Raw genomic sequence first — 24,360 nt, 5'->3', positions numbered from 1 at the left:
AGAGCTGAAAACAAGTATCGTGTGGGAAAATAGCAAATTTAATAGAGAAAAAATTGTGGAAAACTATGAAGAAATATTTTTTTCTCATTTTTATCTATCAATACTAAAGATTCGCTCATAATATCACAAGTATAATTGACATTCTCAATTACCGAGAGTATTCTATGTGAGAATGATTCTCATTTATTTGCGTAATACGTAAGAAAATTAGAACATATAATGAATGATTTTAATACATGATTTATTTCACAAGAGAGGAATCAATATGCAGACCTTAGCGCAGGCAAAGCAAAATTTCGTTTATCAAGTCGAACGAATCGAAACAGAAGAAAAAACAAAACGCCATTTGCAAAATATCGGGATCGTTGCCGGAAGTAAAATCGTCGTCGTCAATTTATCAGGCAACAATGCCATTTTACTGGTAAAAAGTCATCGAGTGGCAGTAAGTCGGGAAATACTAGGTCAAATCTTTGTCAATAAAAAGACTGCTTCCTCTGATAGCTGGACTTCTCTTGATCAATTAAAAGCAGGAGAGACTGGGATCGTCGTAGCAATCCACGGACAAGGCGCAGTGAAGCGACGGTTAATGGATATGGGATTGACGCGAAATGTAAAAATAGTTATCCGAAAACTAGCCCCTCTGGGAGATCCAATCGAACTGACAGTGCGAGGGTATGAACTGACGTTACGAAAGTCAGAGGCTGAACTAATCTTGATACAAAGGGAGGAAAAAGAATGAATATCGCGTTAGTCGGAAATCCAAACAGCGGGAAAACTAGCTTGTTCAATCTCTTGACTGGTTCGAATCAATATGTAGGGAATTGGCCGGGCGTAACAGTAGAAAAAAAAGAAGGATCGTTGAAAAAAAATCCGAACATTCATATTCAGGACCTACCCGGCATCTATTCTTTGTCTCCTTATACACCAGAAGAAGTAATTGCAAGAGATTATTTGGTTCAGGAACAGCCTAAACTGATCATCAACATTATTGATGCTACCAATTTAGAACGAAATCTTTATTTAACTACGCAGTTATTGGATTTAGACATTCCTATGATCATTGGTCTGAATATGATGGATGTCATCAAAAAAGAAGGAAAAAAAATCAACCTAGAAAAGCTTTCCTATGGTCTTGGTGTACCAGTTTTACCAATCAGCGTATTGAAAAAGCAAGGAATCGAAAAACTAATCGAAAAGATTCAGGAGTCTGCAAAAAAGCGGCCTTCTATTCCTGTTCCCTGTACATATGATCCACGTGTAGAAGCAGCTTTACATGAAATTGAAGATGTACTAGGAGAACAAAGCGGCAAGAAACGCTGGTATGCAATGAAATATTTTGAACGAGATCAGAAGGTAAGAGAGGATTACGAGATAGCAGTTTCTCAGCAAAAAGAAATCGAACAACTGATCCAGTTGACAGAGAAACTATTGGATGACGATAGTGAAACGATTCTAGTCAATGAACGGTATGAATTTATTACCCAATTATGTACACTCTGTGTTGTGTCAAATGATTCTTTCCAATTATCGATGAGTGACAAAATCGATCAGATTGCAACGAATCGTTGGTTAGCCTTGCCGATCTTCGCATTTGTGATGTGGCTGATCTATTATCTGGCTATTCAAACAGTAGGAACAATGGGGACAGATTGGATCAATGACACATTGTTTGGTACATGGTTACCAGAACATGTTGGCAGATTGTTAGCTGAATGGCAAGTAGCGGGATGGATGCAGGAGCTGATCTTGAACGGCATCATCGCAGGCGTGGGAGCAGTGTTAGGATTTCTACCGCAATTGATCATATTGTTTTTATGCTTGAGCTTTCTGGAAGACTGCGGATATATGGCGAGGATCGCTTTTGTCATGGATCGACTTTTCAGGAAATTCGGTCTTTCAGGAAAATCCTTCATTCCTATGCTGATTGCTACAGGATGTGGAGTGCCAGGCGTCATGGCCAGTCGCACGATTGAAAACGAGCAAGATCGTCGTTTGACGATCATGGTCACAACCTTCATGCCTTGTTCTGCAAAGTTGCCGATTATTGCCTTAGTAGCAGGGGCCTTTTTTCCTCATCAATCTTGGGTAGCTCCTTCTGCCTATTTTATTGGTATGACTGCAATTATTTTCTCTGGAATCAGCTTGAAAAAAACACGTTTGTTTGCTGGAGATACAGCTCCTTTTATCATGGAATTGCCCGCATATCATTTTCCTCAATGGTCAGCGGTCCTAAGACAAACCTATGACCGCAGCAAGTCTTTTGTTAAAAAAGCAGGAACGATTATCTTTGTTTCTAGTATCGTGATCTGGTTCAGCTCTTCTTATAATTTTTATGCTCAACCTGTTTCTGAAGACCAAAGTATCTTAGCCTTTTTCGGGCGAATCCTGGCAGTTGTTTTTCAGCCGCTTGGTTGGGGAAACTGGCAAGGAACAGTCGCAGCGATTACAGGATTGGTCGCTAAAGAAAATATTATTGGCACATTTGGTATTTTGTTTGGTCATGCGGAAGTATCCGAAAATGGCAGAGAAATCTGGCAAGTGCTACAACACACATATACTCCCGCAGCAGCTTATTCATTGTTAGCCTTCAATTTACTTTGTGCGCCTTGTTTTGCCGCAATTGGGGCTATCCATCGGGAAATGAATGCCAAGAAATGGACTTGGATCGCCATAGGCTATCAATGCGGTTTAGCTTATTTAGTTAGTTTTGTGATTTATCAGTTGGGACACTTATTGGAGGGTGGACAGGTAGCGTTAGGGACGTATCTTGCTATTTTACTGATGATAGGACTCGTTTATGTTTTGTTCCGTCAGCCAAAATCCAAGAACCAGTTTTATACTATATTGTCATTAGAAGGAGAGGAATAGGATGGCGACATTCTTATTAAGTGTGTTAATCTTTGGAAGTGCAGGCGCCATTGTCTATACTCGTTTAAAATCCGATAAGAATTGTGATGACTGTCAAACAGCTTGCCCAGTAAAAAAGGAACAGATCAAGCGATGATCAGTCGTTGCAAGAGGCTATTCTCCCCTTTTTTGCTTATTTTGCTAGAGCATAGTAAGATGAGGGAAAGTAAAAAAAGAAAGAGGAAAGAAAATGTCTGGAAAGAAAAAAATCGTCCGCCCGCGCTACCAGCAGATTGCTGTTGATTTAGCCGAACGTATCGTTGAAAACCGATATAAAGTGGGTGAGAAGATCCATGCCCGCTCAACACTTGCCAGTACGTACAATGCTTCTCCTGAGACTACCCGCAAGGCTATCAATGTGCTGGTAGATCTTGGAATCATGGAAGTACGGCATGGAAGTGGGGCATTTGTTGCTTCGAAGGAAAAAGCAAAAGATTTCCTATTGCAATATCAAGATGTACAATCCATCCAAGATACAAAAGCAGAAATCATGGCAAGTGTGGAGAAGCAACAAGATGAGCTGAATCATTTTTCTCAATTATTGGATCAGCTGGTCAATCAAACGAAGCGAATACATAAGATGAACCCTTTACTTCCGTTTGAATTATCTTTATCAGAAAAAGCAATGCATCTGGACCGTTCGATTAGCGAGTTGAATATCTGGCAGGCGACTGGCGCCACAGTTATCGCAATTTCTCATAATGAAGAACTGCTTGTTTCACCTGGCCCCTATGCTAAATTTACGGCAGGGGACATCGTTCATTTTATTGGAAATGAATATACGCTACAGCGTATGACAAACTTTTTTTACCCGGAGCATCAGCTTGCAGAATGATTGTGTGAAATATTAAAAAAATATTAACTTGGCTAAACCTTTTATTTACAAAGATTTAGCCAAGTTTTTTTCAGTTTGGACAAGCAAATTTCTTTCATTTTTGACAAAGTGACTACATGATGTTAACATAGTGTGGTCACTTTTTTCAGAAAGAAAAATGAATTTACATAAAAAAGGAGAATTTGTTTGGTAAAAGTAGAAGTAAAACATTTAACAAAGATATTTGGTAAAAAGACACAAGCCGCTTTAGATATGATGAATGATCACCAGCCGAAAACGGAGATTTTAAAGAAAACCGGTGCAACGGTTGGTGTGTATGACGTGAATTTTGACGTAAAAGAAGGAGAAATCTTCGTGATCATGGGGCTTTCCGGGAGTGGGAAATCCACATTGATCCGTCTATTGAATCGTCTGATTGAGCCAACTTCGGGCAGTATCTATATTGATGGAGAAGATGTATCGAAGTTAAGCAAAGAAGAATTGCGAGAAGTCCGTCGTCATAAAATCAATATGGTTTTCCAAAACTTCGGTCTGTTTCCACATCGAACGATCTTGGAAAATACAGAATACGGGTTAGAAGTCCGTGGTGTACCTAAAGAAGAACGACAAGAAAAAGCAGAAAAAGCATTAGAAAATTCTAGTTTGCTTTCATTTAAAGACCAATATCCTAGTCAGTTATCTGGTGGGATGCAACAACGGGTTGGCCTAGCCAGAGCTTTAGCAAATGATCCTGAGATCTTGCTGATGGACGAAGCGTTCTCGGCTCTTGATCCGCTGATCCGTCGAGAAATGCAAGACGAATTACTGGACCTGCAAGCCAATGTTCAAAAAACGATTATTTTCATTACCCATGATTTGAATGAAGCTTTACGGATTGGGGACAGAATCGCCTTGATGAAAGACGGCGAAATCATGCAGATCGGAACAGGTGAAGAAATATTGACCAATCCAGCAAATGATTATGTACGTGAATTTGTGGAAGAAGTCGATCGTTCCAAAGTGCTTACGGCTCAAAACATTATGGTACCTGCATTGACGACGAATATCGAATCTGATGGACCAAACGTTGCATTGACAAGGATGCGTAATGAAGAAGTCAGCATGCTGATGGCTGTTGACAGAAAGAGACACCTGAAAGGGATCATCACTGCAGATCAAGCGTTAGAAGCTAGGAAGCAAAAACGTCCATTGATCGACTTCCTAGATGAAAATGTGACGGTGATCGGGAAAGACATGGTGGTAAGTGATATTTTCAATATTATTTATGACTCACCGACTCCACTTGCAGTTGTAGAGGATGGAAAATTAAAAGGTGTCGTCATCCGAGGTAGTGTGATTGAAGCATTAGCAGAAACAAGCGAGGTGAGTGAACATGAATAATCTATTGAACTATCAATTACCAGTGGCAAACTGGGTAGAAAATATCACAGAATGGTTTACGACAACTTTTTCTGGCCTATTTTCATTTTTACAAACGATCGGACAGGCAGTGATGTCGGGGATTACAAATTTACTGTTAGTGATTCCAGCTCCTTTGTTTATCTTGTTATTGACGGTAGCAGCTTTCTTTATTTCTAAGAAACGTCCAGGACTTACGTTGTTCACATTAATCGGTCTATGGTTTATTTATAACCAAGGTCTATGGAATGATTTGATGAATACTGTCACACTTGTTCTTTTATCTAGTGTGATCTCGATCATCATTGGGGTACCATTAGGGATCTTGATGGCAAAAAGCAGTAAAGCCCAAAGTATTATCAAACCGATCCTTGACTTTATGCAGACAATGCCAGGATTCGTTTATTTGATTCCAGCAGTTGCATTTTTCGGTATCGGGATGGTTCCAGGGGTATTTGCCTCAGTCATCTTTGCTCTGCCACCAACCGTTCGTTTTACGAATTTAGGGATTCGACAAGTTCCTAAAGAATTAGTAGAAGCTTCTGATTCATTCGGGAGCACAAGTCGTCAAAAACTATTCAAACTAGAATTGCCTTTAGCTAAAAGTACGATCATGGCAGGGATCAATCAAACAACAATGCTGTCACTTTCAATGGTCGTTATTGCCTCTATGATCGGTGCACCCGGCTTAGGACGCGGCGTATTATCAGCATTGCAAAGAGCACAAGTCGGGAATGGATTTGTCAACGGGGTTGCATTAGTTATCTTAGCAATCATCATTGACCGTTTTACACAGCATTTGAACCAGCCAAACAATAAAAAAGCTGCAGGAGCAACAACACAGAAAAGTAAAAAACGTCAAGGACTGATCATTGGTGCTGTAGTAGTAGTGATCTTAGGTGCGATTGGTATAGGGAGTTTTTCATCTGCCAAAGAAACAAAACGTATCAACTTATCTTATGTTGAATGGGATACAGAAGTTGCTTCAACAAATGTAGTCGGTGAAGTATTGAAACAAATGGGCTATGATGTAACGATGACGCCATTAGATAATTCAATCATGTGGAAATCTGTTTCAAATGGCGAGTCAGATGCCATGGTTTCAGCTTGGCTACCTAAAACTCATGGTTCACAATATGCACAATATAAAGATCAAGTCGAAGACCTAGGTGCCAATTTGACAGGAGCAAAAGTTGGTTTAGCAGTGCCAGCCTACATGGATGTAAATTCGATCGATGAGTTAACCGATCAGGCAGGTAAGAAAATCATAGGAATCGAGCCAGGAGCTGGTGTAGTTACGGCTGCTGAAAACACGATCCAAAAATATGACAACTTGAAAGACTGGAAAGTAGAGACATCTTCTTCAGGAGCAATGACCGTTGCACTAGGTCAAGCGATCAAAAAACACGAACCAATTGTAGTTACAGGATGGACACCTCATTGGATGTTTGCCAAATATGATCTGAAATACTTAGAAGATCCTGAAAACGGAATGGGAAGCGAAGAGCAGATCCATACGATGGTTCGAAAAGGATTGAAAGAAGACCAGCCAGAAGCTTACAAAGTATTAGACAATTTCCATTGGTCAGAAAAAGATATGGAAAAAGTTATGTTGGAAATCAACAATGGAAAAGATCCACAGCAAGCAGCAAAAGACTGGATCAAAGAGAACCAAGAATTAGTCGAAAGCTGGAAAAAATAAAAAGACAGACACGAAATAAATGGAGCTTCCAAAATTGGATCAAATATCCAAATTTGGAAGCTCCATGTTCGTCTCTATCTTTTTTGTCTATAAAAAAAGAGAATGCGTAGCTCATCTTCGAAACGTCCAAAGACGCCGACAAACTATTATGAATTTATGGGTGCGAGTCAAAGAGATCGATCGTAGGTATGAAAGACTAATGTGATTAAAGTTTATTATGTACGAAGTGCATTCTCAAAAAATATTAAAGAATATACATAGTTTATATACTTAAAAGTGATTAAATTCTTATTCAGGAATTATTTTGCTACGTTTCAAGAAGGAATTGTTTTTTGAAATTTAATGAATGTTAGAATAATAGTCTAAAAACATTAATTTAGGGGTGATTAGATTATGAAACATTTAAAAATTTTGTCTATTAAAGAGACACAACTTATCTATGGGGGTACCACTCATAGTGGAAAATATTATGGAAATGGAGTGTATTGCACTAAAAATAAATGTACGGTCGATTGGGCCAAGGCAACTACTTGTATTGCAGGAATGTCTATAGGTGGTTTTTTAGGTGGAGCAATTCCAGGGAAGTGCTAAAATGAAAAAAAATGCTAAGCAAATTGTTCATGAATTATATAATGATATATCTATAAGTAAAGATCCTAAATATTCTGATATTCTTGAGGTTTTACAAAAGGTATATTTAAAATTAGAAAAACAAAAATATGAATTAGATCCCAGTCCTTTAATAAATAGATTGGTGAATTATCTATATTTTACTGCTTATACTAATAAAATAAGATTCACTGAATATCAAGAGGAATTAATAAGAAATTTGAGTGAAATTGGAAGAACTGCTGGAATAAATGGTTTATATCGAGCAGATTATGGAGATAAATCTCAATTTTAATGATACTTATAATATTAAATATGTCTCAAAATTTTTTGATTAGAAAAATAGGTATATTGAATCAGTGCCATAAAAGTATTTATAGTTTGTAGGGGGAATCGTAATGGAAGAAAAAAATAGACTAAATGCTAAACAATGTTCAGATCAAGAGCTTAAAAAAATTAAAGGAGGTGCTGGAACAAAACCTCAAGGAAAACCGGCATCAAATTTAGTGGAATGTGTTTTTTCATTATTTAAAAAGTGTAACTAAAATTTTTTTTATGATATCCTAAAATCAGGAGGGGATCTCTTGATTACTATCGATACAAAAGCTTATCTATTAAGAATGTTCGTGGGAAACTTTTTCTTTTTTCTCTTATTTTATATGACTAATACTGATCTTAACAAAAGAAAATATCTTTTTGTATGTTTATTGATACCACTCACTTTTTTTGTTGAATTATTTACTGATGTTTCCGCAGCTATACCTATAATCGGAAGTTATTTTATATTAAAGGAAAAGAAGAAAACTAATATAGTGCTTTTAAATAAATTACTATTATGTATGCTTATTGATGATTTCAGATCTATTATTACTTCCATGGTTATGACGTATATGTTTTCATTTGAAGGGATAAAAGGGTATGGTTATGTAGTATTCCAGATAATGCTTGATTCTTTGTTTTTGCTGATGTTTATTTGGTTATATAGAAAATTAGCTATAAATAGGATTGTTGAACAGTCCAGTTCTAAACTTACTGCTATATTCATGATTTATTTACTTACAATTGGTTTATTTGTTTCTTATGTTGCTCATCAATATCAAGTATTTGATCATTTTGTGTTTGGTGTCTTAATATTTTTAATCATTCAAATGTTTGTTGTTCTATTTTTATTTATTAGAATAACTATTAGGCAACGAGAACAATATGAACAGCAATTGAAAAGAAAAGAATTGGTTTATCTAAAAAAATATACTGATTCACTGGAAAAAGATCAAGAAAAATTTGCCAGATTTAGACATGACTATAAAAATTTATTGCTGAGTTTAAAAGAAATCGCTAATCAAAACCATGATTCGATATTGGAAAAAGAAATAAAAGAATTAGAGATCTATTCTAATTCTTATCTAACCAATAAGTTTGAATATCGTTATTTAAAAAATATAAAAAATGAATATTTGAAAAGTTTGTTGATAGCGAAGCTATACCAAGCAAATAACAATAAGATTTGTTGTAAATTCGAATGTCCAAGTACTATTATTGAAGTTCCTGTTCCAATATTTGACTGTATTAGGGTGCTTGGAATTATTCTCGATAATGCAATTGAAGCATCTATAGAGAGTCAAGATAGAGAACTGTCTCTAGCTATTTACCGAGATGATAAACAGATAGAAATTTCGATATCGAATAGTTGTAGAGAGATACTACTCTCTATAGATACTCTAATGAAAAAAGGAATAACAACAAAAAAGGGACATCAAGGGTTAGGTTTATCTAGTATAGAGGAAATCAATAAAAAGAATCCCAATATGTTTGTGAACTATCAAAACGATCCGTATCAATTTACTACTCAAGTTATTTTGTTGTTTTGAGGGAAGGAGGATTTATGAGTTATCCAATAATATTATGTGAAGATCAAATTATACAATTAAATCAGTTAGAACGAATTATTGATAATTTCATTCTTTTTCACGATGAAGTATTTAAGATAGTATTGAAAACACAAAGTCCGTTAGAAGTTAAAAAATACCTCAAACAATTCCGACCAAAGCAAGGAATATATTTCTTAGATATTGATTTAAATCATGAAGTTAACGGTATAGAATTAGCAGAAGTAATCAGAAAATATGATGTTCAAGCAAAAATCATTTTTACAACTACTCATGATGAGATGTTACCCGTAACAATAAAAAGAAGAGTTGAAACGTTAGGATTTGTAACAAAAGATCAAACACTAGATGAGTATCGAAACGAGATTGTTGAGTTATTGTTATTAGCGCAAGAAAGGATAGATGCAACAAAACAGGTTACGAATCAAGCATTTGTTTTTTCCATAGGTTCTCAAACATTTACTTTTGATATAAATGACATTTATTTTGTAGAAGCTTCAAAATTACCACATAGATTATCATTGTGTACTAAAGATGGGCAGTACGAATTTTATGGAAGAATTAGTGAGCTTGAAAAGAAATATCCTATGTTAACAAGAATTAGTCGAGCGTGTTTAGTAAATATCTTTAACGTTAAAGAAATAGATTTTAAAAAACGTTCACTATATTTTGATTCAGAGTTGGCCAGAAACTTTACTTTAGGGAAAGCACAAAAAATTAAGGAGAAGTTGAAAGAAAGCACTGTTTAGTGGTTTTTTCTTTAGGGAGATTGCATTTTTCTAATAAAATAGATTCCTTCACTAGTGCAAATTTTTCTGAATCCTATTAAAGTTGTACCAATTTTTATAGCTGTTATTAGTTACGTGCATAACAGCAATATTAGTTACTGGAGGAATATTTCTATGGTCTGGAACCAAAAAAGGGCCAAATGAATAGTTCTTTTCTTGTTTTTATTAAGTACCATAAAGGGGAATTAAAATTAAATGTATGGTGGAAGATGCGAAAGATTTGGCAAATTCTACTAATTTTTAGAAAGTGTTTTTCATTTTTTAGTTAAAAAATTTGTCCTGTCAAGTGCAATCCTATGATTGTACTTGATAGGATTTGAGATAATTACTTTCCTGTTTTTATAAATTTAACTTGCAGGAACAGGCTTTAATGCACATCCGACAAGTACATTACCAATACCTCCTGTAACGGCCGAAATAGGTCCTCCTGCAGCACCAACTACAGCGCCGCCAAGTCCTTTTGTAAAAATATCTCTACCATTACATTTCCAAAGAATTTTTATCTGACTTTAATAAAAGATAAAAATTTAATATAATTATAAAAACTAGCACAAGAAGCTTTAGTAAAAAGTTCTGTCCATTCCAAACTTTTGAAAAGATAAAGAACATACCTATGTTCGTAATCGACACAAACCAATCTTGAGGTTTGATATTTTTTAATTGTTTACGCACCGGTCCACATGCCGAATCCAGCACCTAATAAAGCTCCACCTACACCACAAGCAGCTATTGCATAAGGTCCTCCGGCTGAACAAAGTTTTACTCCTGCTGTTGCCCCAGAAAAAGTAGTGCCTAAAACTCCCACGGCACTCCCACCTTGAATATTTTTCAACTCTTCTGAAGATAATATAAATGTTGTTTTTGTGTTTTTAATATGCATACTACTTATTCTCCTTTTTTATTTTTTTCGAGCATCCCAGCCAGCTGCAGCACCTCCAGCGACAGCTCCATATAACCCTCCAACAACACCGCAAGCTGGTCCACAAATTGCTGTTCCTAAACCTGCACCACCTACTGCCCCTGTGGTAAGTCCACCTACAACTTGCCCCAATTTTCCCCAAGCATTATTGCCTCCACCAACAGTTTGTGCATTTCCACAATACTTAGTTCCTTTACATTTTGCATGTTTAAACACGCTTCTTTAAATAATATTTTTTACGGTGCTACTGTAACATACGTATTTGATTAACAGTAAAAATCTTCCTGAAACTTATCAAGTTTATTCTTGAATAGTAAAATTTCCAAAATAAATTTGATTCAGGAATGAAAAAGTTAGTGTTCAAGAACTGTTTTCAAAGTTTTTGTGGAATTATGAGACAATATTTTCACTGTATTAAAGCTATATTGAGAATTTTTCTATAAAAATTTTTTAGAAGGAGTTGTGTTAGATAAGTGATAAAATCATTTCCTTTTGTGCAGCAACAAGATGAAAAAGATTGTGGTGTTGCTTGCCTTTCGATGATTTTAAAATATTTTAAAACTGATATCCCGATTCATAAATTACGGGACCTATCTGGGACTGATTTAGAGGGTACTTCAGCATTTGGATTGAAAAAGACATTTGAAAAATTGTCTTTTGATTGTATGGCTATTCAAGCAGATAGTGAGATCTGGAAAGAAAGAGATCTTATCTTACCATTAATTGCACATATATTGGTTGATAACAGCTATATGCACTACGTTGTAATTTATAAAACGAAGGGAAACGTACTATGGATTGCAGATCCCGCCAATGGAAAAAATAGAAAAACGATTGAAGCGTTTCAAAAAGAATGGACAGGTATTCTTTTATTACCTATGCCTAGAGAAACTTATATTCCTATTAAAGAAAAAGTAGCTGGATTAAGTTCTTTTTTGCCTATAATTTGGAAACAAAAAGGATTAGTATTCCACATCGTTTTAGCATCGATTTTCATTACGTTTTTTGGCATAGGAAGCTCATATTATTTTCAAGGTATTCTTGATTTTTTCATCCCTAATCAAGCACGTTCAACTTTAAATATAATTTCCATTGGCTTGATCGCTGTCTATTTATTTCGGGTATTGTTTGAATATAGTCGTAGTTATCTTCTTATTATTTTAGGACAGCGAATGAGTATGGCAATTATGCTTCAGTATTTCAAACATGTGTTAACTTTACCAATGAATTTTTTTGCTACGAGAAAATCAGGGGAAATTATTTCTCGTTTTCTTGATGCCAGTAAGATTATTGATGCTTTAGCAAGTGCTACGTTATCAATATTTTTAGATATTGGTATGGTGTTGCTTGTTGGGGTTACGTTAGCTATTCAGAATAGTACGTTGTTTTTAATCACTCTATGCTCTTTGCCTTTTTATGTAGTTGCAATATTCGCTTTCGTGAAAAGCTATGAAAAATCGAACAGGGAAGAAATGGCAGCCGGTGCAGCTGTAAATTCTAGTATCATAGAAAGTCTTAAAGGAATAGAAACAATTAAAGCATATAGCGGTGAAGAGAAAGTATATAACCGTATAGACCATGAATTTGTTAAATTAATGAAAAAATCATTTCGTACGGTTACGCTTGATAATATTCAACAAGGAATTAAACATTTGATTCAATTAATTAGCAGTGCATTAATTTTATGGCTAGGCTCTTATTTTGTTATGGATAATAGAATTAGTCTAGGTCAACTTATCACATACAATGCTTTACTAGTATTTTTCACAGATCCTTTACAAAACATTATTAATTTACAAGTGAAAATGCAAACGGCTCAAGTTGCAAATAATCGTTTAAATGAAATTTTCGCGATTGATTCAGAAAAATCGAACCAGTCTTTTGAATATATGCTTTCTGAACAATTATTTCAACAAGATATCACTGTAAAAAACGTTTCATTCTCGTATAGCATGAAGGCCCCAACGTTGAACGAAATTTCATGTACAATTCCTTCGCACAGTAAAACGGCTATAGTTGGAGTTAGTGGTTCTGGAAAATCAACTCTTGCAAAGTTATTTGTTCGTTTTTATGAAGCATCAGAAGGATCGATCCATTATGGAAACATTAATCACTTAGACATTCCTTTTCAGATATTACGCGATCGAGTGACATATTTGCCTCAAGAGTCATTTTTCTTTAGTGGAACAATCATTGAGAATCTTATATTCGGTTTAGATAGCCCACCAAGTTTCGAACAAATAATAGAAGTTTGTGAGATAGTCCAACTAAATGAATTTATTAATCAACAGCCATTACGTTACGAGACATTGTTGGAAGAAGGTGGAAATAATCTTTCAGGAGGGCAACGACAACGATTAGCCATAGCACGGGCTTTATTAAAAAATCCGGACATATTAATTTTAGATGAAGCAACTAGTGGATTAGATACCTTGTTAGAACATGCAATTATGAATTATCTCCTCAATTTAAAAGAAAAAACGATTATTTTTATTGCGCATCATTTACCAATAGCAAAAGCATGTGATCAAATTTTAGTTCTCCATGAAGGGCATTTGGTAGAAAAAGGAACGCACGATGAACTTCGTTTTGCCGATGGTATCTATCAAAAATTATGGGAAATCTAGGAGAGGGAAACAATTTATGCAGAATAATAATTGGTTCGAACATTCTAGTATCTATACTAAACAACATCATAGCTTCTACCGTTGGGTGTTATACCCTGTAATTCTTTTTTTATGTATTATTGGATTGTTTTTAACCTTTGCTAAAAAAGAGGTTGTTATTCGGACAACGGCTCAATTGAACCCCGAAAAAATAGAGAAGTTACAAGTGCCATTAGAAGCTAAAATAATGGAAAACTTCCTAAAAGAAAATCAATTTGTTCATAAGGACGATGTGTTGGTTAGATTGGATTGTTCTTTAATAGAGAATGAAAAGGCTCAGATAGAACAAGAAAACCAACGTATTACTCAACAAATAAAGATGGCTCAGCTATTTATTGAAAGTATAAGTAAAGGAGAAAATTTATTTTCAACGGATGACAGTTTTGGCTACAGTAATCAATTAAAGAGCATGTTGTCAGAAAAAGAATCACTCCGCTACGCTTTGAAGCAAAGTGAATTAAATGATCAAAAGCAATTAGAAGTATACGAAAAGACAAAAAGACAACTAGAAAAACAAATTGAGAGTTCAGATAGTAAATTACAAGAATGGCAACAAGTACAGGTAGCTTGGAGTAATAATCAATCATTAAAAGATTTTTCAAAAGAAATGATGGCAAACTATGAGAATTGGCAAGAACAACTAAATAATGTTTCTGATGATCAAAAAAATCAAGTGAAACTGACAATTTCAGCAAGCATAAATGAACAAATTGAGCAACTAAAAAAAGAAGTAGAACAGTATCAGTCAGAAAAAGCTAAATTAGTTAAACCAACTACTTCTGAGAATGACAGAATTAGTCAAACGGAAAAAGGAAAGCAAGAGCTAGAACAAGCAATAACAACTGTAAAACAAACAGTTACAGAGCTAAATGAAAAACAAGAGAAGAACCAGTCAGTTATCAAAAGTTTGGACGATCAACTTTCAAAAGGAATACTAAAAGCTCCTGTATCTGGAACGGTTCATTTAAATGAAGAAACAAAGGGACAAGCAGAACTAGCCAAAGGAACAGTGCTTGCAGAAATTTATCCGATCCACGAAAAATCAAAAATGAAATTTACAGCACTTTTACCTGCGAATGAAAGTACCTATATTAAAGAAGGGATGAAGGTTCATTTTAAATTGGATCAAAAAGGTGGGGCTCCGATTACGATCGACGGAACTTTAGATGAAATTTCAGAAAATTCTACTGCCACTGAGAAAGGTGTTTTTTATGCAGTGAAAGGAACGTTAAAAACAACTCAATCGTTTCCGTTTCGTTATGGATTAACTGGAGAGTTGTCTTTAATTGTAGGAGAAAAAACATATTGGCAACAAATTGTCGATGTGTTTCTAAATAAAAAATAATTATTTTTACTAAGAATATAGGAGGAGTTTATATGAATAAAAGAAGATGGATTGCTGTGGGAGTAGCGTGCGGATTATTGTTACTATCCATTATCGTCGCGCTAATTCCAGGAAAAGATAAAGAGGAAGCATCAAATACAACCTTAACAGGAATAAATAAGATTTTTTACGGATCTAACGAAATCACAGAAGAAACGTTAGAAGAAGGCGCATCAAATAAAAAGATTGTCAAACTATCCGTCAATGGAGTTATTGCAGATACAGGTGAAAGCAATCTTTTTAGTAGGGAACAATATAACCATCAGAATTTTTTAACACAGCTAAAGAAAATTCAAGAAGACAAAGCGGTTAAGGGAGTGTTATTAGAAGTAAATTCACCTGGGGGAGGAATATATGAAAGTGCTGAGATTGCTAAAGAAATGGCAAAAATTAAAAAGCTAGATATTCCTATCTATACTGCATTTAAAAATACAGCGGCAAGTGGAGGGTACTACATTTCTGCTGGTTCAGATAAAATATTTGCTACGGAAGAAACAACAACTGGATCAATTGGTGTCATTATTTCTGGTTTAAATTATTCTGGCTTATTAGAAAAACTTGGCGTAACTGATGCGACGTATAAAAGTGGTGCATTAAAAGATATGATGTCACCTCAACACAAACCTTCAGAGGAAGAGAATAAAGTTATACAGGAATTTGTGATGAGTGCTTATGATCGTTTTGTCAATGTTGTAGCAAAAGGAAGAAATATGGATACTAATGCAGTGAAAGAACTTGCGGATGGAAGAATTTATGATGGTAACCAAGCAGTAGAAAATGGGTTGGTGGATCAAATTGGTTACTCTGAAGATGCATTAGATTCCCTAAAAAAAGAGAAGAAATTAACTGATGCGACGGTTATAGAATATAAAAATGACACAACTGGCTTTGCTTCTTCTTGGTTAGGTAATAAGATTGCTGAATGGCAAGGGCTAAAGGCAACTACATCAGATCGTGTAATTTCAGTTTTTGAAAAACTTGGATTTTCTGATACTCCAAAACCAATGTATTACTATGGAGGGCTATAAAATGAATAAGAAGAGTGGCATTGAAACTTTGCCTAATTATGTATTTGCGGGATTTTGGTTACGATTTTTTGCTTTTCTTATTGATTTAATTTGTATTAGCATCATCACCCATGCTACTATAGGTCTCTTTTACAAAATCATGGGACTGGAATCTGACAAATCCATTATTACTTTTTATGGTATAGCGTCATTAGCTATTTATTTAACCTATTTTGTACTTTTGACTAAGCTGAATTCAGGACAAACAATTGGGAAAATGATTTTTGGGATAAGAGTAGTGAGCTTTGAGGAAAAAGAGCTAAGTTGGCAAACTATCTTTATTCGTGAGTGTATATGTAGGTTTATATTAAAAAATTTTGTATTTCAAATTGGGTATTTGGTGGCTGCTTTCACGCCCAAGAAACAACATATTGGGGATTATTTTTCTAACACGTCAGTGGTTGTTATTCGTTCATTAGAAGCTATTAACTATGGTCAAAAAATTTCTAATTCTAAAACACTTAATCTGGAGAGAATTAAATGAATAAGAGAAAAACAGAGTTTATTTTGATTTTAATTAGTGGAATAACAGGGATTTTATGTAGTCTTTTAGCATTGATGGGTGGTATGTTTCTATCTTCTATTGATTCAACTACTTTAAATACTACAGAACTAACCAGTAAGGATATAGATATGTTAGTCAATCTAAGCGGGAATGTTGTTTTATTTGGAGGAATTACCCTAGTTTTTTCGATAATGATTTTCATAATAGGTTTTTTAGTAAGAAAAAATCAAAAAACAGTGGTCTATGGTATTAGTTTACTCATTTTATCTATTATTCCATTTTTTCTTTTAACATTATTGTGGGTAATTCCTGGAGTTTTAGGTATTATTGCGGGATTGATGCTTCTAATAAGAAAGTCTTAATTAGGCAATGTGTAGACAACGTGAAACGAATTAATCAATTAAAAGCTAAATACGTTTTGAGAAATGATAACTTGTAGTCGATGGAAGACATGTAGATAAAAAAACTACGTGTCTTTTATTTATTCTAATTTTTTCGAAAAAAAGACACTCTCTGATTGTTGTATTAATGGAAAAGGGGAAAGCAGCAAGTAAATTTAGTTTTTCTATTAAATATTCTTCACTTTTTAACCTTTTATAGTACTTAGATTTAATCCTATATGTTTAGAGAGTTCATTGGCAGCATGATTTTGCAAAACTTCTCGAATTATTGTTATATTAGAAACTTTACTGTTCATAATTATGCTTCTTTTTTAACTCAAAGTCCAAAGGGCTACAGTGGACTTTGAGTTAAAAATAAAAAGCCCTAGTTATTTTGAAAAATAAAAAAAGAACAGCGTAAATGTTTTCGAAATGCTTTCGCACCAACATTTACCTGTTCCGTGGGTTTGGCACCCAATGGGCCGTGAGGGGCTCGAACCCGCGACCCGCTGATTAAGAGTCAGCTGCTCTACCAACTGAGCTAACGGCCCGTACAAAAAGTACTTAATAATAGTAGCACTAAGAATTTTAAAATGCAAGACTACATTTAAAGAAAATCAGAAAAATCTTTACTTCCTTATAGGAAATCATTCATAGATTATTCACATTTGCTCGCTATTATATAAGCATACCAACAAACAAAGTTCTTGCAAGAGAACAAACCCTAACACTTTTTTCATTTTTTACTCCTTTCCCGCCGTCTCCCCGGCGGGTCTCCTGTTCTTAACGATAAAAGACAAGAAGGCTTAGCCTTCTTGTTTTTTGTTTTCATGGAATCCCGCTAATCAAATCACCTAGTTAAAGCAACTAGATTGAATGTTTATCATAAGTCTGATATCATGTTTATGAAATGAAAAAAGGAGCGGTTATGATGGAAAAAATGCGTCAGCAATTAATGGAGTGGGGGAAGGAACTAGAAACATTCCGTCTGCCTCACTGGGAAGAACTCCCTGACTTAGAACTTTATATGGACCAAGTCAGAACGTTAGTTGATCGTTATCTTTCACCTGTGATACAAGGAGAAAAGCATCCATTGCTTACCTCTTCTATGGTAAACAATTACGTTAAACTAGGTTTGATACCAGCACCAGTTAAAAAAAGATATAACAAAGAACACGTAGCATTTTTACTTGCAATCACTACGTTGAAACAAGTATTGACTATTCCTGAAATCAAAGAAGGGATATTGTTCCAAGGAAAAACAGTAGGAATTCGTGAAGCCTATAATCTATTTTGCGATGAACAAGAAGCAGCTGTGTGGATGGTCAGCCAATTAGCACAAGGTAAATCTCATCCGCAAAAATTCGACCAGGCAACCCCTGTAGAATATATTGCTGTAAGAGCGGCAACTTTATCGTTTGCAATGAAACTTCTTGCGGAAAAAACGATTGTTCTAGAAACCGAATATTTAAAAGAGGAGAAAACAAATGAAAAACAATAAAATCGCAATTTTAGTAGATTCAGGTACGGATGTGCCAGAAGAATTGATAAAAAAATACGAGATGTATATGATCCCATTGAAAATTATTTATAAAGATCAGGTATATACAGATAAAATTGACATTACCCCTGAAGAGATCTATCAACGTTTGCCAGAGGAAATCCCTGGTACATCTTTGCCGGATGGTGAGTCGATCACAGAAATCTTTGAGCAAATCAAAAAAGACGGTTATGAAAAGGTACTTGCGGTAACAATTTCCAGTGGATTGAGCGGGACATATAATGTGGTTCGTTTAATTGCACAACAGCAAGAAGAATTGGAAGCATATGTACTAGATACGAAAAATATTGGTATTGGTGCAGGTTTTTCTGCGATCCAAGCAGCAAAATGGCTGGAAGAAGGAGTAGAATGGGATCAACTGATCAGTAATCTGAATGAGTTAGTCGAAAGAACAAAAGTTTTCTTTAATGTTGCGACATTGGAATATCTTCAAAAAGGTGGACGGATCGGTTTAGTTGCTTCTATTGTAGGAACCGCTTTAAAGCTTAACCCAATCATCTCATGTAATGAAGAAGGGATTTATTACACAGTAGGAAAAGCTAGGGGACGTAAAAAAAGTTTGGATAAAACGGTTGCTTACGTCAAAGAAAAAATCGGTAATGCAAAGGTCTTCAACTTAGCTGTTGCCCATGGGGATGCGAAAGAAGAAGCAATTGAAATGGAAGCGAGACTTAAAAGAGAGTTCCCACAAGCAAACCAAATCTACTTTGGCCAGATTTCTCCGGCATTAGTAGTCCACACTGGTCCGGGATTATTGGGTGTCGGTGTACAAGTTTTAGAAGGATAAATCAAAAAAAGGAAACACTGAGGTGAAAATCAGTGTTTTCCTTTTTTATTGAAGTTAGAACAAAAAATAATAAAGTATTTTGCACTTTCATTTTAATTTTCTCTTTTGTTTTATAGGCAAAGATGAAACAAAAGCAGAAATACGGTATAATGAGAAGGTATGACAATAATATATAAGAGGTGGCTCTTTATGAAAAAAGTTTTAGTTGTCGATGATGAGAAGCCGATTTCGGATATCGTCAAATTCAATTTAGCCAAAGAAGGCTATGATGTTTATACTGCATATGATGGGGAAGAAGCCTTGGAAAAAGTTGCTGAGGTAGAACCTGATTTGATTTTACTTGATTTGATGCTACCTAAAATGGACGGCTTAGAAGTTGCTCGTGAGGTACGCAAAACTTATGATATGCCGATCATTATGGTAACAGCCAAAGATTCTGAAATTGATAAAGTCCTAGGCTTAGAGTTAGGCGCCGATGATTACGTGACCAAGCCATTTTCCAACCGAGAATTAGTTGCACGTGTCAAAGCAAATCTTCGTCGCGGTGCCACGGCTGCGAAGGAACCAGAAGAGGCAGCACCTGCGGAATTGACGATTGGTGATTTGACGATCCATCCAGAAGCTTACATGGTGACGAAACGAGGAGAAACAATCGAGTTAACACATCGTGAATTCGAACTACTCTTTTACTTGGCGAAGCACCTTGGACAAGTGATGACAAGAGAACATTTATTACAAACGGTTTGGGGTTATGATTATTTTGGAGATGTACGAACAGTGGATGTAACTGTACGTCGTTTGCGTGAAAAGATCGAAGATAATCCAAGCCATCCAAATTATTTAGTGACACGTCGTGGTGTCGGTTACTATTTGCGTAACCCAGAACAGGAGTAATTGGATGAAAAGAAAAGTCCGCTTTTTTCGATCAGTCAATTTTAAGATCGCTATTACCTTTATTCTGATTTTATTGATCTCGATCGAAATTATTGGTGCCTACTTTATACGTGGTTTAGAACGTTCCACGATCAATACATTTATTAAAGATATGAATCAAACGGTGGAATCATTAGCAACAACAATCAGCCCGGAATTGAATCGAAAAGATAATGCAGATGATGAAGAGGTAAATGCGAATATCAAAAGATTTATTGAAAACAGTGCGACTAGCGATATCATCGAAATACGGGTCGTTGACGAAAAAGGGATCATCCGAGGAACAACCGATGTCAATGAACAAAGCGCTGTGGGAAAGAAAAATGATTATGTTGATATCAATGATTTCACGACTAAACGTTATGTTGCTTTAGATAACGACGATAAACGGGTGAATATCAATGTTCAACCGATCCTGTCCCCGACCGGCGATGCCGTTATCGGGGCTCTTTACGTCAAAAGTAATATCGAACAAAAATATTCGGAAATCAATAACACAGCAGTCATTTTCTTTACTGCCTCACTAATTGCGGCATTTATTTCAATGATCGTATCTGTTTTAGTTGCTCGTTCGATTACACAGCCGATCGGTGAAATGAGAGAACAAGCCATTCGAATCGCTAGAGGAGACTACAGTCGGAAAGTCAAAGTGCATGGACAAGATGAACTTGGACAGCTGGCTGATACCTTCAATCAGTTAGCTGAACGTATTGAAGAAGCTCAAGATACAATGGAAGCTGAACGCAATCGTTTGGATAGCGTGCTATCCCATATGACAGACGGCGTCATTGCGACAGATCGCAGGGGTAAAGTCATTACGATCAATGATATGGCTGTTTCCTTGCTAGATATCAAAAACGAGGAAGCAATCGGACAATCGATTTTGACACTTTTAGATATCGAAGAAGAATATACGTTGCGGAAATTATTAGAAGATCCAAACGAAATGGTACTTGACCGTTCAACCAGTACATTGGAAAGTGATCAGATGATCTTGCGAGTAGACTTTTCTATGATCCGTCGCGAATCAGGTTTTATCAGCGGATTAGTAGCTGTCTTGCATGATGTGACAGAACAAGAAAAAACAGAACGGGAACGTCGTGAATTCGTCTCTAATGTTTCCCATGAACTTCGTACACCGTTGACAAGTATGCGTAGTTATATCGAAGCATTGAGCGAAGGTGCGTGGAAAGACGAGGAAGTAGCACCAAATTTTTTGAAGGTAACGCTAGATGAAACAGACCGAATGATTCGAATGATCAATGACCTCTTAAATCTATCTCGCATGGATACAGGTAATACCCAGCTTCAATTAGAATATGTCAATTTCAACGAGTTAGTGAATTTTGTTCTTGACCGGTTTGATATGATGGTGGGAAATCAGGAAAAAAATTATAAGATCCGTCGTGAATTTACGCAAAGAGATCTTTGGGTCGAAGTAGATACAGATAAAATCATCCAAGTAGTCGATAATATCATGAATAACGCGATCAAGTATTCACCAGATGGGGGAACGATTACTTGTCGCTTATTAGAAACGCATAATAACGTGATTTTAAGTATCACCGATCAAGGATTGGGGATTCCTAAAAAAGATCTGAACCGAGTGTTCGAGCGGTTCTATCGAGTAGATAAAGCACGTGCAAGAGCACAAGGTGGGACAGGACTTGGATTAGCTATTTCTAGAGAAGTGATTAAGGCGCATCGAGGCGCTATTTGGGCAGAGAGCAAGGAAGGAAAAGGGTCGACTTTTTATATCTCGCTGCCATATGAACCTTATGAGGAGGAATGGTGGGAATGAGAATCTCTGAAAAAGTCGTTCGTATAGGACTCATTTTGATGGTTGCGTTAAGCATATACTTCTCTTATGCAATCTGGCTGAGCCCAGCAGGAAAAAGTTCAATCAACGTAGATGAGACAAACACTCAAATGATCGAGTCTCAAAGCAATCGAAAAACTTCCGAAGTCTTTCTTCCGCTTCATGTTACATGGCACCATTCGGGAACGATCCAAGAAACCAACAGTGAAAATCTCGTGTACCGATTGCAATTGATCATCGATAAAGCAAGATTTGGAAAGCTTTCTGAAGTAGTTTCAGGAGACAAATCACAGTTTGAACAAGTGAAAAATCTGAACTCTGGTTTTGAGTTGGCCTATAATGCGCCTTTTTTGCTAAGAGAATACAAGGAAGCATTTGATTTAGATTTAGATGTGTCGAACTTGGCAAAAGAAAGCGAAAATATGTATTTTACTAGAATACAATTCGATCAAGGAAATAAAAAAATCCGATTTTTGAATTATTCGAACCATCTCGTATATGAAGCAAATATTTCGTTGAATTGGACAGATATCAATAAAGAATTAACAGCAAAAGACACAAAATGGACAGAAATGACAACAGAACCATCGACGATCGACACGCAATATGCTACGAAACATTCGATCAAACTGAAAAAGTATAGTTATATCCTGTCACAGCAACCCTATACACTTTTTAGAAATGCTTTTTTCCAGAAACCAGATAGCGTGAAGAATAATGATGAAAGCAATGAATTGATTTTTTACGGTGGGAATGAAACAATGTCTATCCATTCGGAAACGCAAGTAGTTGATTTTCGTGGAGAGCTGCCAGAGAAAAAAGAAAATGCTAGTGTATTTTCTGAAAGTTTCCCCTATATTAGCAAATTAGGCAGTTCTTTAGGGAACCTCAGATATTTTGACCGCAGTGACAATACGATCGATTATCGGATATTCGTGGAAGGCTTCCCGGTTTTTGGGACAGACAGCAGAGGACAGATTGGTGTGGAAGTTGGCGGTGAAACGAATGGTTCTGTGCAAGTGAATATCCAAACCAGTTTGAATACGATTCAAGTGCCGATACCTTCAGACGAAGAAGTAGAACTTGCAAGTACGAATGAAATCATCCAGCAGTTAAAAGCTAAGGGAGCAGATAGCAACAAGATTGGTTCAGTGATCGTTGGCTATACATGGCAAAATGTCAAAGAAACGAATCGTGTTGTTGATCTCTTACCTGAATGGTATGTGAAATATAAAGATAACTGGTATTCAGCTAACGACCTTCTGGAAAAATTACCTGGATTGGAGGCGAATTAATTGGATTTCAAAAAAATCGAATGGATATTTTTCGTCGCTTTTTTAGGGTTGAATGTGTTTTTATTCAGCAGTTATCATGACGCGGTATACCAAGAAAACAATGTCATTCGCTCTAATCAGACTGAATCAATCCAACAACGTCTGGCTAGCGACGATATCACTTACACGGGGAAGATTTCGTCTGAGAACAAGCAAGGCTATTATCTTAGCGCGGAGCAGACCAATCTTAGCACTTCATTAGCGAATTATCGCAAGGCTGGTAAAAGCGGCTTGCTGGCAAGTGGTGTGTTTTTAGACGGTGATGTTTTGACGAAATCTTTATCCAGTTCAGATGCTGAAAAGAACGTGATCGATCCAGATAAAATTAGTAGTTCCTTGGAAGATTTTTTATCTAACAAAGACAATATTTTATTCGGTAATGATTATGTGTACACGAAAAACTTTTCTCATTTAGAAGAAGAACCACTAGAAATCCAAGCAAGCCAAGAGTATGAAGGCATCCCATTCAATGATGATACAGCAAAAATCGTTCTTTCTTTAGAAAAAAACGATAATGATTATAGCATCACGAAATACATGCAGACGCATTTATCTGATATCGAGCAGCTGCGCGAAAAGACGGAACTGTATACGGAAGAGGAAGCAATCAATACATTGTACATCAATAACAAAATACCAAGAGGATCAAAAATTTTATGGCGTCAGCTAGCTTATTCCTGTATTCTGAAAGTCCGGGAAAAAAATGTGTATGTTCCTGTTTGGCATGTAGCGATCGAAACAAGCGATAAAGTGGTCCAAATCGAGAGCGTCAACGCTTTCAGCAATACGATCGTGACAAACAATACTGTACCAAAAGTGGAAGATCAATAAAAAAGCGAGTATAATGAAAAAAGTTTACAAAGTAAGAAGGGAAGTAGGA

At 35.8% G+C, this 24,360-nt stretch carries 24 protein-coding genes and 1 tRNA gene; 22 read left to right on the top strand and 3 right to left on the bottom strand.

Annotation, left to right across the window (positions count from 1 at the left end; genetic code table 11):
- The first annotated feature begins 265 nt into the window (after positions 1–265).
- The 11 genes from IGL31_RS11345 to IGL31_RS11295 all read left to right on the top strand — a co-directional run bounded on the left by IGL31_RS11345 (position 266) and on the right by IGL31_RS11295 (position 10,086).
- Complete coding sequence (locus IGL31_RS11345; RefSeq protein ID WP_002298509.1) at positions 266–739, top strand: FeoA family protein; 474 nt, start codon at positions 266–268, stop codon at positions 737–739.
- A complete protein-coding gene (gene feoB / locus IGL31_RS11340) occupies positions 736–2,868 on the top strand; it encodes a ferrous iron transport protein B (RefSeq protein ID WP_086300257.1) in 2,133 nt (710 codons plus the stop codon). The genes IGL31_RS11345 and feoB overlap by 4 nt, the downstream gene beginning before the upstream one ends.
- Before the next feature lies 1 nt (position 2,869).
- Entirely contained in the window at positions 2,870–3,004 is a 135-nt protein-coding gene (locus IGL31_RS11335) for a FeoB-associated Cys-rich membrane protein (RefSeq protein WP_086300258.1), read from the top strand.
- A gap of 93 nt (positions 3,005–3,097) precedes the next feature.
- On the top strand, positions 3,098–3,742 hold the full coding sequence (locus IGL31_RS11330) for a GntR family transcriptional regulator (RefSeq protein ID WP_002287801.1): 645 nt from the start codon (positions 3,098–3,100) through the stop codon (positions 3,740–3,742).
- Between the two features lie 186 nt (positions 3,743–3,928).
- A complete protein-coding gene (locus tag IGL31_RS11325; protein WP_002287805.1) occupies positions 3,929–5,122 on the top strand; it encodes a quaternary amine ABC transporter ATP-binding protein in 1,194 nt (397 codons plus the stop codon).
- Entirely contained in the window at positions 5,115–6,842 is a 1,728-nt protein-coding gene (locus IGL31_RS11320; protein WP_002287807.1) for an ABC transporter permease/substrate binding protein, read from the top strand. The genes IGL31_RS11325 and IGL31_RS11320 overlap by 8 nt, the downstream gene beginning before the upstream one ends.
- Before the next feature lie 393 nt (positions 6,843–7,235).
- Complete coding sequence (locus tag IGL31_RS11315; RefSeq protein ID WP_002304799.1) at positions 7,236–7,433, top strand: class II bacteriocin; 198 nt, start codon at positions 7,236–7,238, stop codon at positions 7,431–7,433.
- A gap of 1 nt (position 7,434) precedes the next feature.
- Positions 7,435–7,746: a bacteriocin immunity protein gene (locus IGL31_RS11310; RefSeq protein WP_002287810.1), complete on the top strand. Its 312-nt coding sequence runs from the start codon at positions 7,435–7,437 to the stop codon at positions 7,744–7,746.
- A 103-nt stretch (positions 7,747–7,849) separates the two neighbouring features.
- Positions 7,850–7,996: an EntF family bacteriocin induction factor gene (locus IGL31_RS11305; RefSeq protein ID WP_002294600.1), complete on the top strand. Its 147-nt coding sequence runs from the start codon at positions 7,850–7,852 to the stop codon at positions 7,994–7,996.
- A gap of 75 nt (positions 7,997–8,071) precedes the next feature.
- Positions 8,072–9,319 (top strand): sensor histidine kinase, encoded by a 1,248-nt coding sequence (locus tag IGL31_RS11300; RefSeq protein WP_002348775.1) that lies wholly within the window; start codon positions 8,072–8,074, stop codon positions 9,317–9,319.
- 14 nt (positions 9,320–9,333) lie between these two features.
- Positions 9,334–10,086, top strand: coding sequence for a response regulator transcription factor (locus IGL31_RS11295; RefSeq protein WP_002325334.1), 753 nt, complete (start codon positions 9,334–9,336; stop codon positions 10,084–10,086).
- Between the two features lie 703 nt (positions 10,087–10,789).
- Here IGL31_RS11295 and IGL31_RS11290 read toward each other — a convergent pair.
- Together IGL31_RS11290 and IGL31_RS11285 are read right to left on the bottom strand one after the other, a co-directional pair.
- Positions 10,790–11,005 (bottom strand): Blp family class II bacteriocin, encoded by a 216-nt coding sequence (locus IGL31_RS11290; RefSeq protein ID WP_002307138.1) that lies wholly within the window; start codon positions 11,003–11,005, stop codon positions 10,790–10,792.
- Positions 11,006–11,023: 18 nt separating this feature from the next.
- Positions 11,024–11,260, bottom strand: a complete 237-nt coding sequence (locus tag IGL31_RS11285; RefSeq protein ID WP_002303465.1) for a hypothetical protein — start codon at positions 11,258–11,260, stop codon at positions 11,024–11,026.
- 257 nt (positions 11,261–11,517) lie between these two features.
- Between IGL31_RS11285 and IGL31_RS11280 the strand changes: the two genes are divergently transcribed.
- The 5 genes from IGL31_RS11280 to IGL31_RS11260 are packed head-to-tail and all read left to right on the top strand — an operon-like array spanning position 11,518 to position 17,028.
- Positions 11,518–13,671, top strand: coding sequence for a peptide cleavage/export ABC transporter (locus tag IGL31_RS11280; RefSeq protein WP_002307140.1), 2,154 nt, complete (start codon positions 11,518–11,520; stop codon positions 13,669–13,671).
- On the top strand, positions 13,640–15,055 hold the full coding sequence (locus IGL31_RS11275; RefSeq protein WP_050497150.1) for an HlyD family secretion protein: 1,416 nt from the start codon (positions 13,640–13,642) through the stop codon (positions 15,053–15,055). The genes IGL31_RS11280 and IGL31_RS11275 overlap by 32 nt, the downstream gene beginning before the upstream one ends.
- A 32-nt stretch (positions 15,056–15,087) precedes the next feature.
- On the top strand, positions 15,088–16,122 hold the full coding sequence (sppA, locus tag IGL31_RS11270) for a signal peptide peptidase SppA (RefSeq protein ID WP_002294607.1): 1,035 nt from the start codon (positions 15,088–15,090) through the stop codon (positions 16,120–16,122).
- 1 nt (position 16,123) lies between these two features.
- Positions 16,124–16,645 carry an RDD family protein gene (locus IGL31_RS11265; RefSeq protein ID WP_002294608.1) on the top strand — a complete coding sequence of 174 codons (522 nt, stop codon included), beginning with the start codon at positions 16,124–16,126 and terminating at the stop codon, positions 16,643–16,645.
- Positions 16,642–17,028, top strand: a complete 387-nt coding sequence (locus tag IGL31_RS11260; RefSeq protein ID WP_002294609.1) for a DUF4064 domain-containing protein — start codon at positions 16,642–16,644, stop codon at positions 17,026–17,028. The genes IGL31_RS11265 and IGL31_RS11260 overlap by 4 nt, the downstream gene beginning before the upstream one ends.
- 496 nt (positions 17,029–17,524) lie before the next feature.
- Here IGL31_RS11260 and IGL31_RS11255 read toward each other — a convergent pair.
- Positions 17,525–17,597 (bottom strand) — tRNA-Lys (locus IGL31_RS11255).
- Between the two features lie 380 nt (positions 17,598–17,977).
- Here IGL31_RS11255 and IGL31_RS11250 point away from each other — a divergent pair.
- The 6 genes from IGL31_RS11250 to IGL31_RS11225 all read left to right on the top strand — a co-directional run bounded on the left by IGL31_RS11250 (position 17,978) and on the right by IGL31_RS11225 (position 24,311).
- Positions 17,978–18,547: a DUF1836 domain-containing protein gene (locus tag IGL31_RS11250; protein ID WP_002322652.1), complete on the top strand. Its 570-nt coding sequence runs from the start codon at positions 17,978–17,980 to the stop codon at positions 18,545–18,547.
- Complete coding sequence (locus IGL31_RS11245; protein WP_002294132.1) at positions 18,534–19,394, top strand: DegV family protein; 861 nt, start codon at positions 18,534–18,536, stop codon at positions 19,392–19,394. The genes IGL31_RS11250 and IGL31_RS11245 overlap by 14 nt, the downstream gene beginning before the upstream one ends.
- Before the next feature lie 189 nt (positions 19,395–19,583).
- Entirely contained in the window at positions 19,584–20,288 is a 705-nt protein-coding gene (gene yycF / locus IGL31_RS11240; RefSeq protein WP_002288850.1) for a response regulator YycF, read from the top strand.
- Positions 20,289–20,292: 4 nt separating this feature from the next.
- The gene (walK, locus tag IGL31_RS11235) at positions 20,293–22,128 is read left to right on the top strand and encodes a cell wall metabolism sensor histidine kinase WalK (RefSeq protein WP_002294131.1); all 1,836 of its coding nucleotides are present in this window, start codon (positions 20,293–20,295) and stop codon (positions 22,126–22,128) included.
- A complete protein-coding gene (locus tag IGL31_RS11230) occupies positions 22,125–23,441 on the top strand; it encodes a YycH family regulatory protein (RefSeq protein ID WP_002318504.1) in 1,317 nt (438 codons plus the stop codon). Before walK ends, IGL31_RS11230 begins: the two co-directional genes overlap by 4 nt.
- The gene (locus tag IGL31_RS11225) at positions 23,442–24,311 is read left to right on the top strand and encodes a two-component system regulatory protein YycI (RefSeq protein ID WP_002288853.1); all 870 of its coding nucleotides are present in this window, start codon (positions 23,442–23,444) and stop codon (positions 24,309–24,311) included. It abuts the gene before it with no gap.
- Positions 24,312–24,360: the final 49 nt, after the last annotated feature.

Origin of the sequence: Enterococcus sp. MSG3290 (genome assembly GCF_050555565.1) — a bacterium.
In the GTDB taxonomy this organism is placed as follows: domain Bacteria; phylum Bacillota; class Bacilli; order Lactobacillales; family Enterococcaceae; genus Enterococcus_B; species Enterococcus_B faecium.
This window is presented reverse-complemented; position numbering and strand designations above follow the sequence as displayed.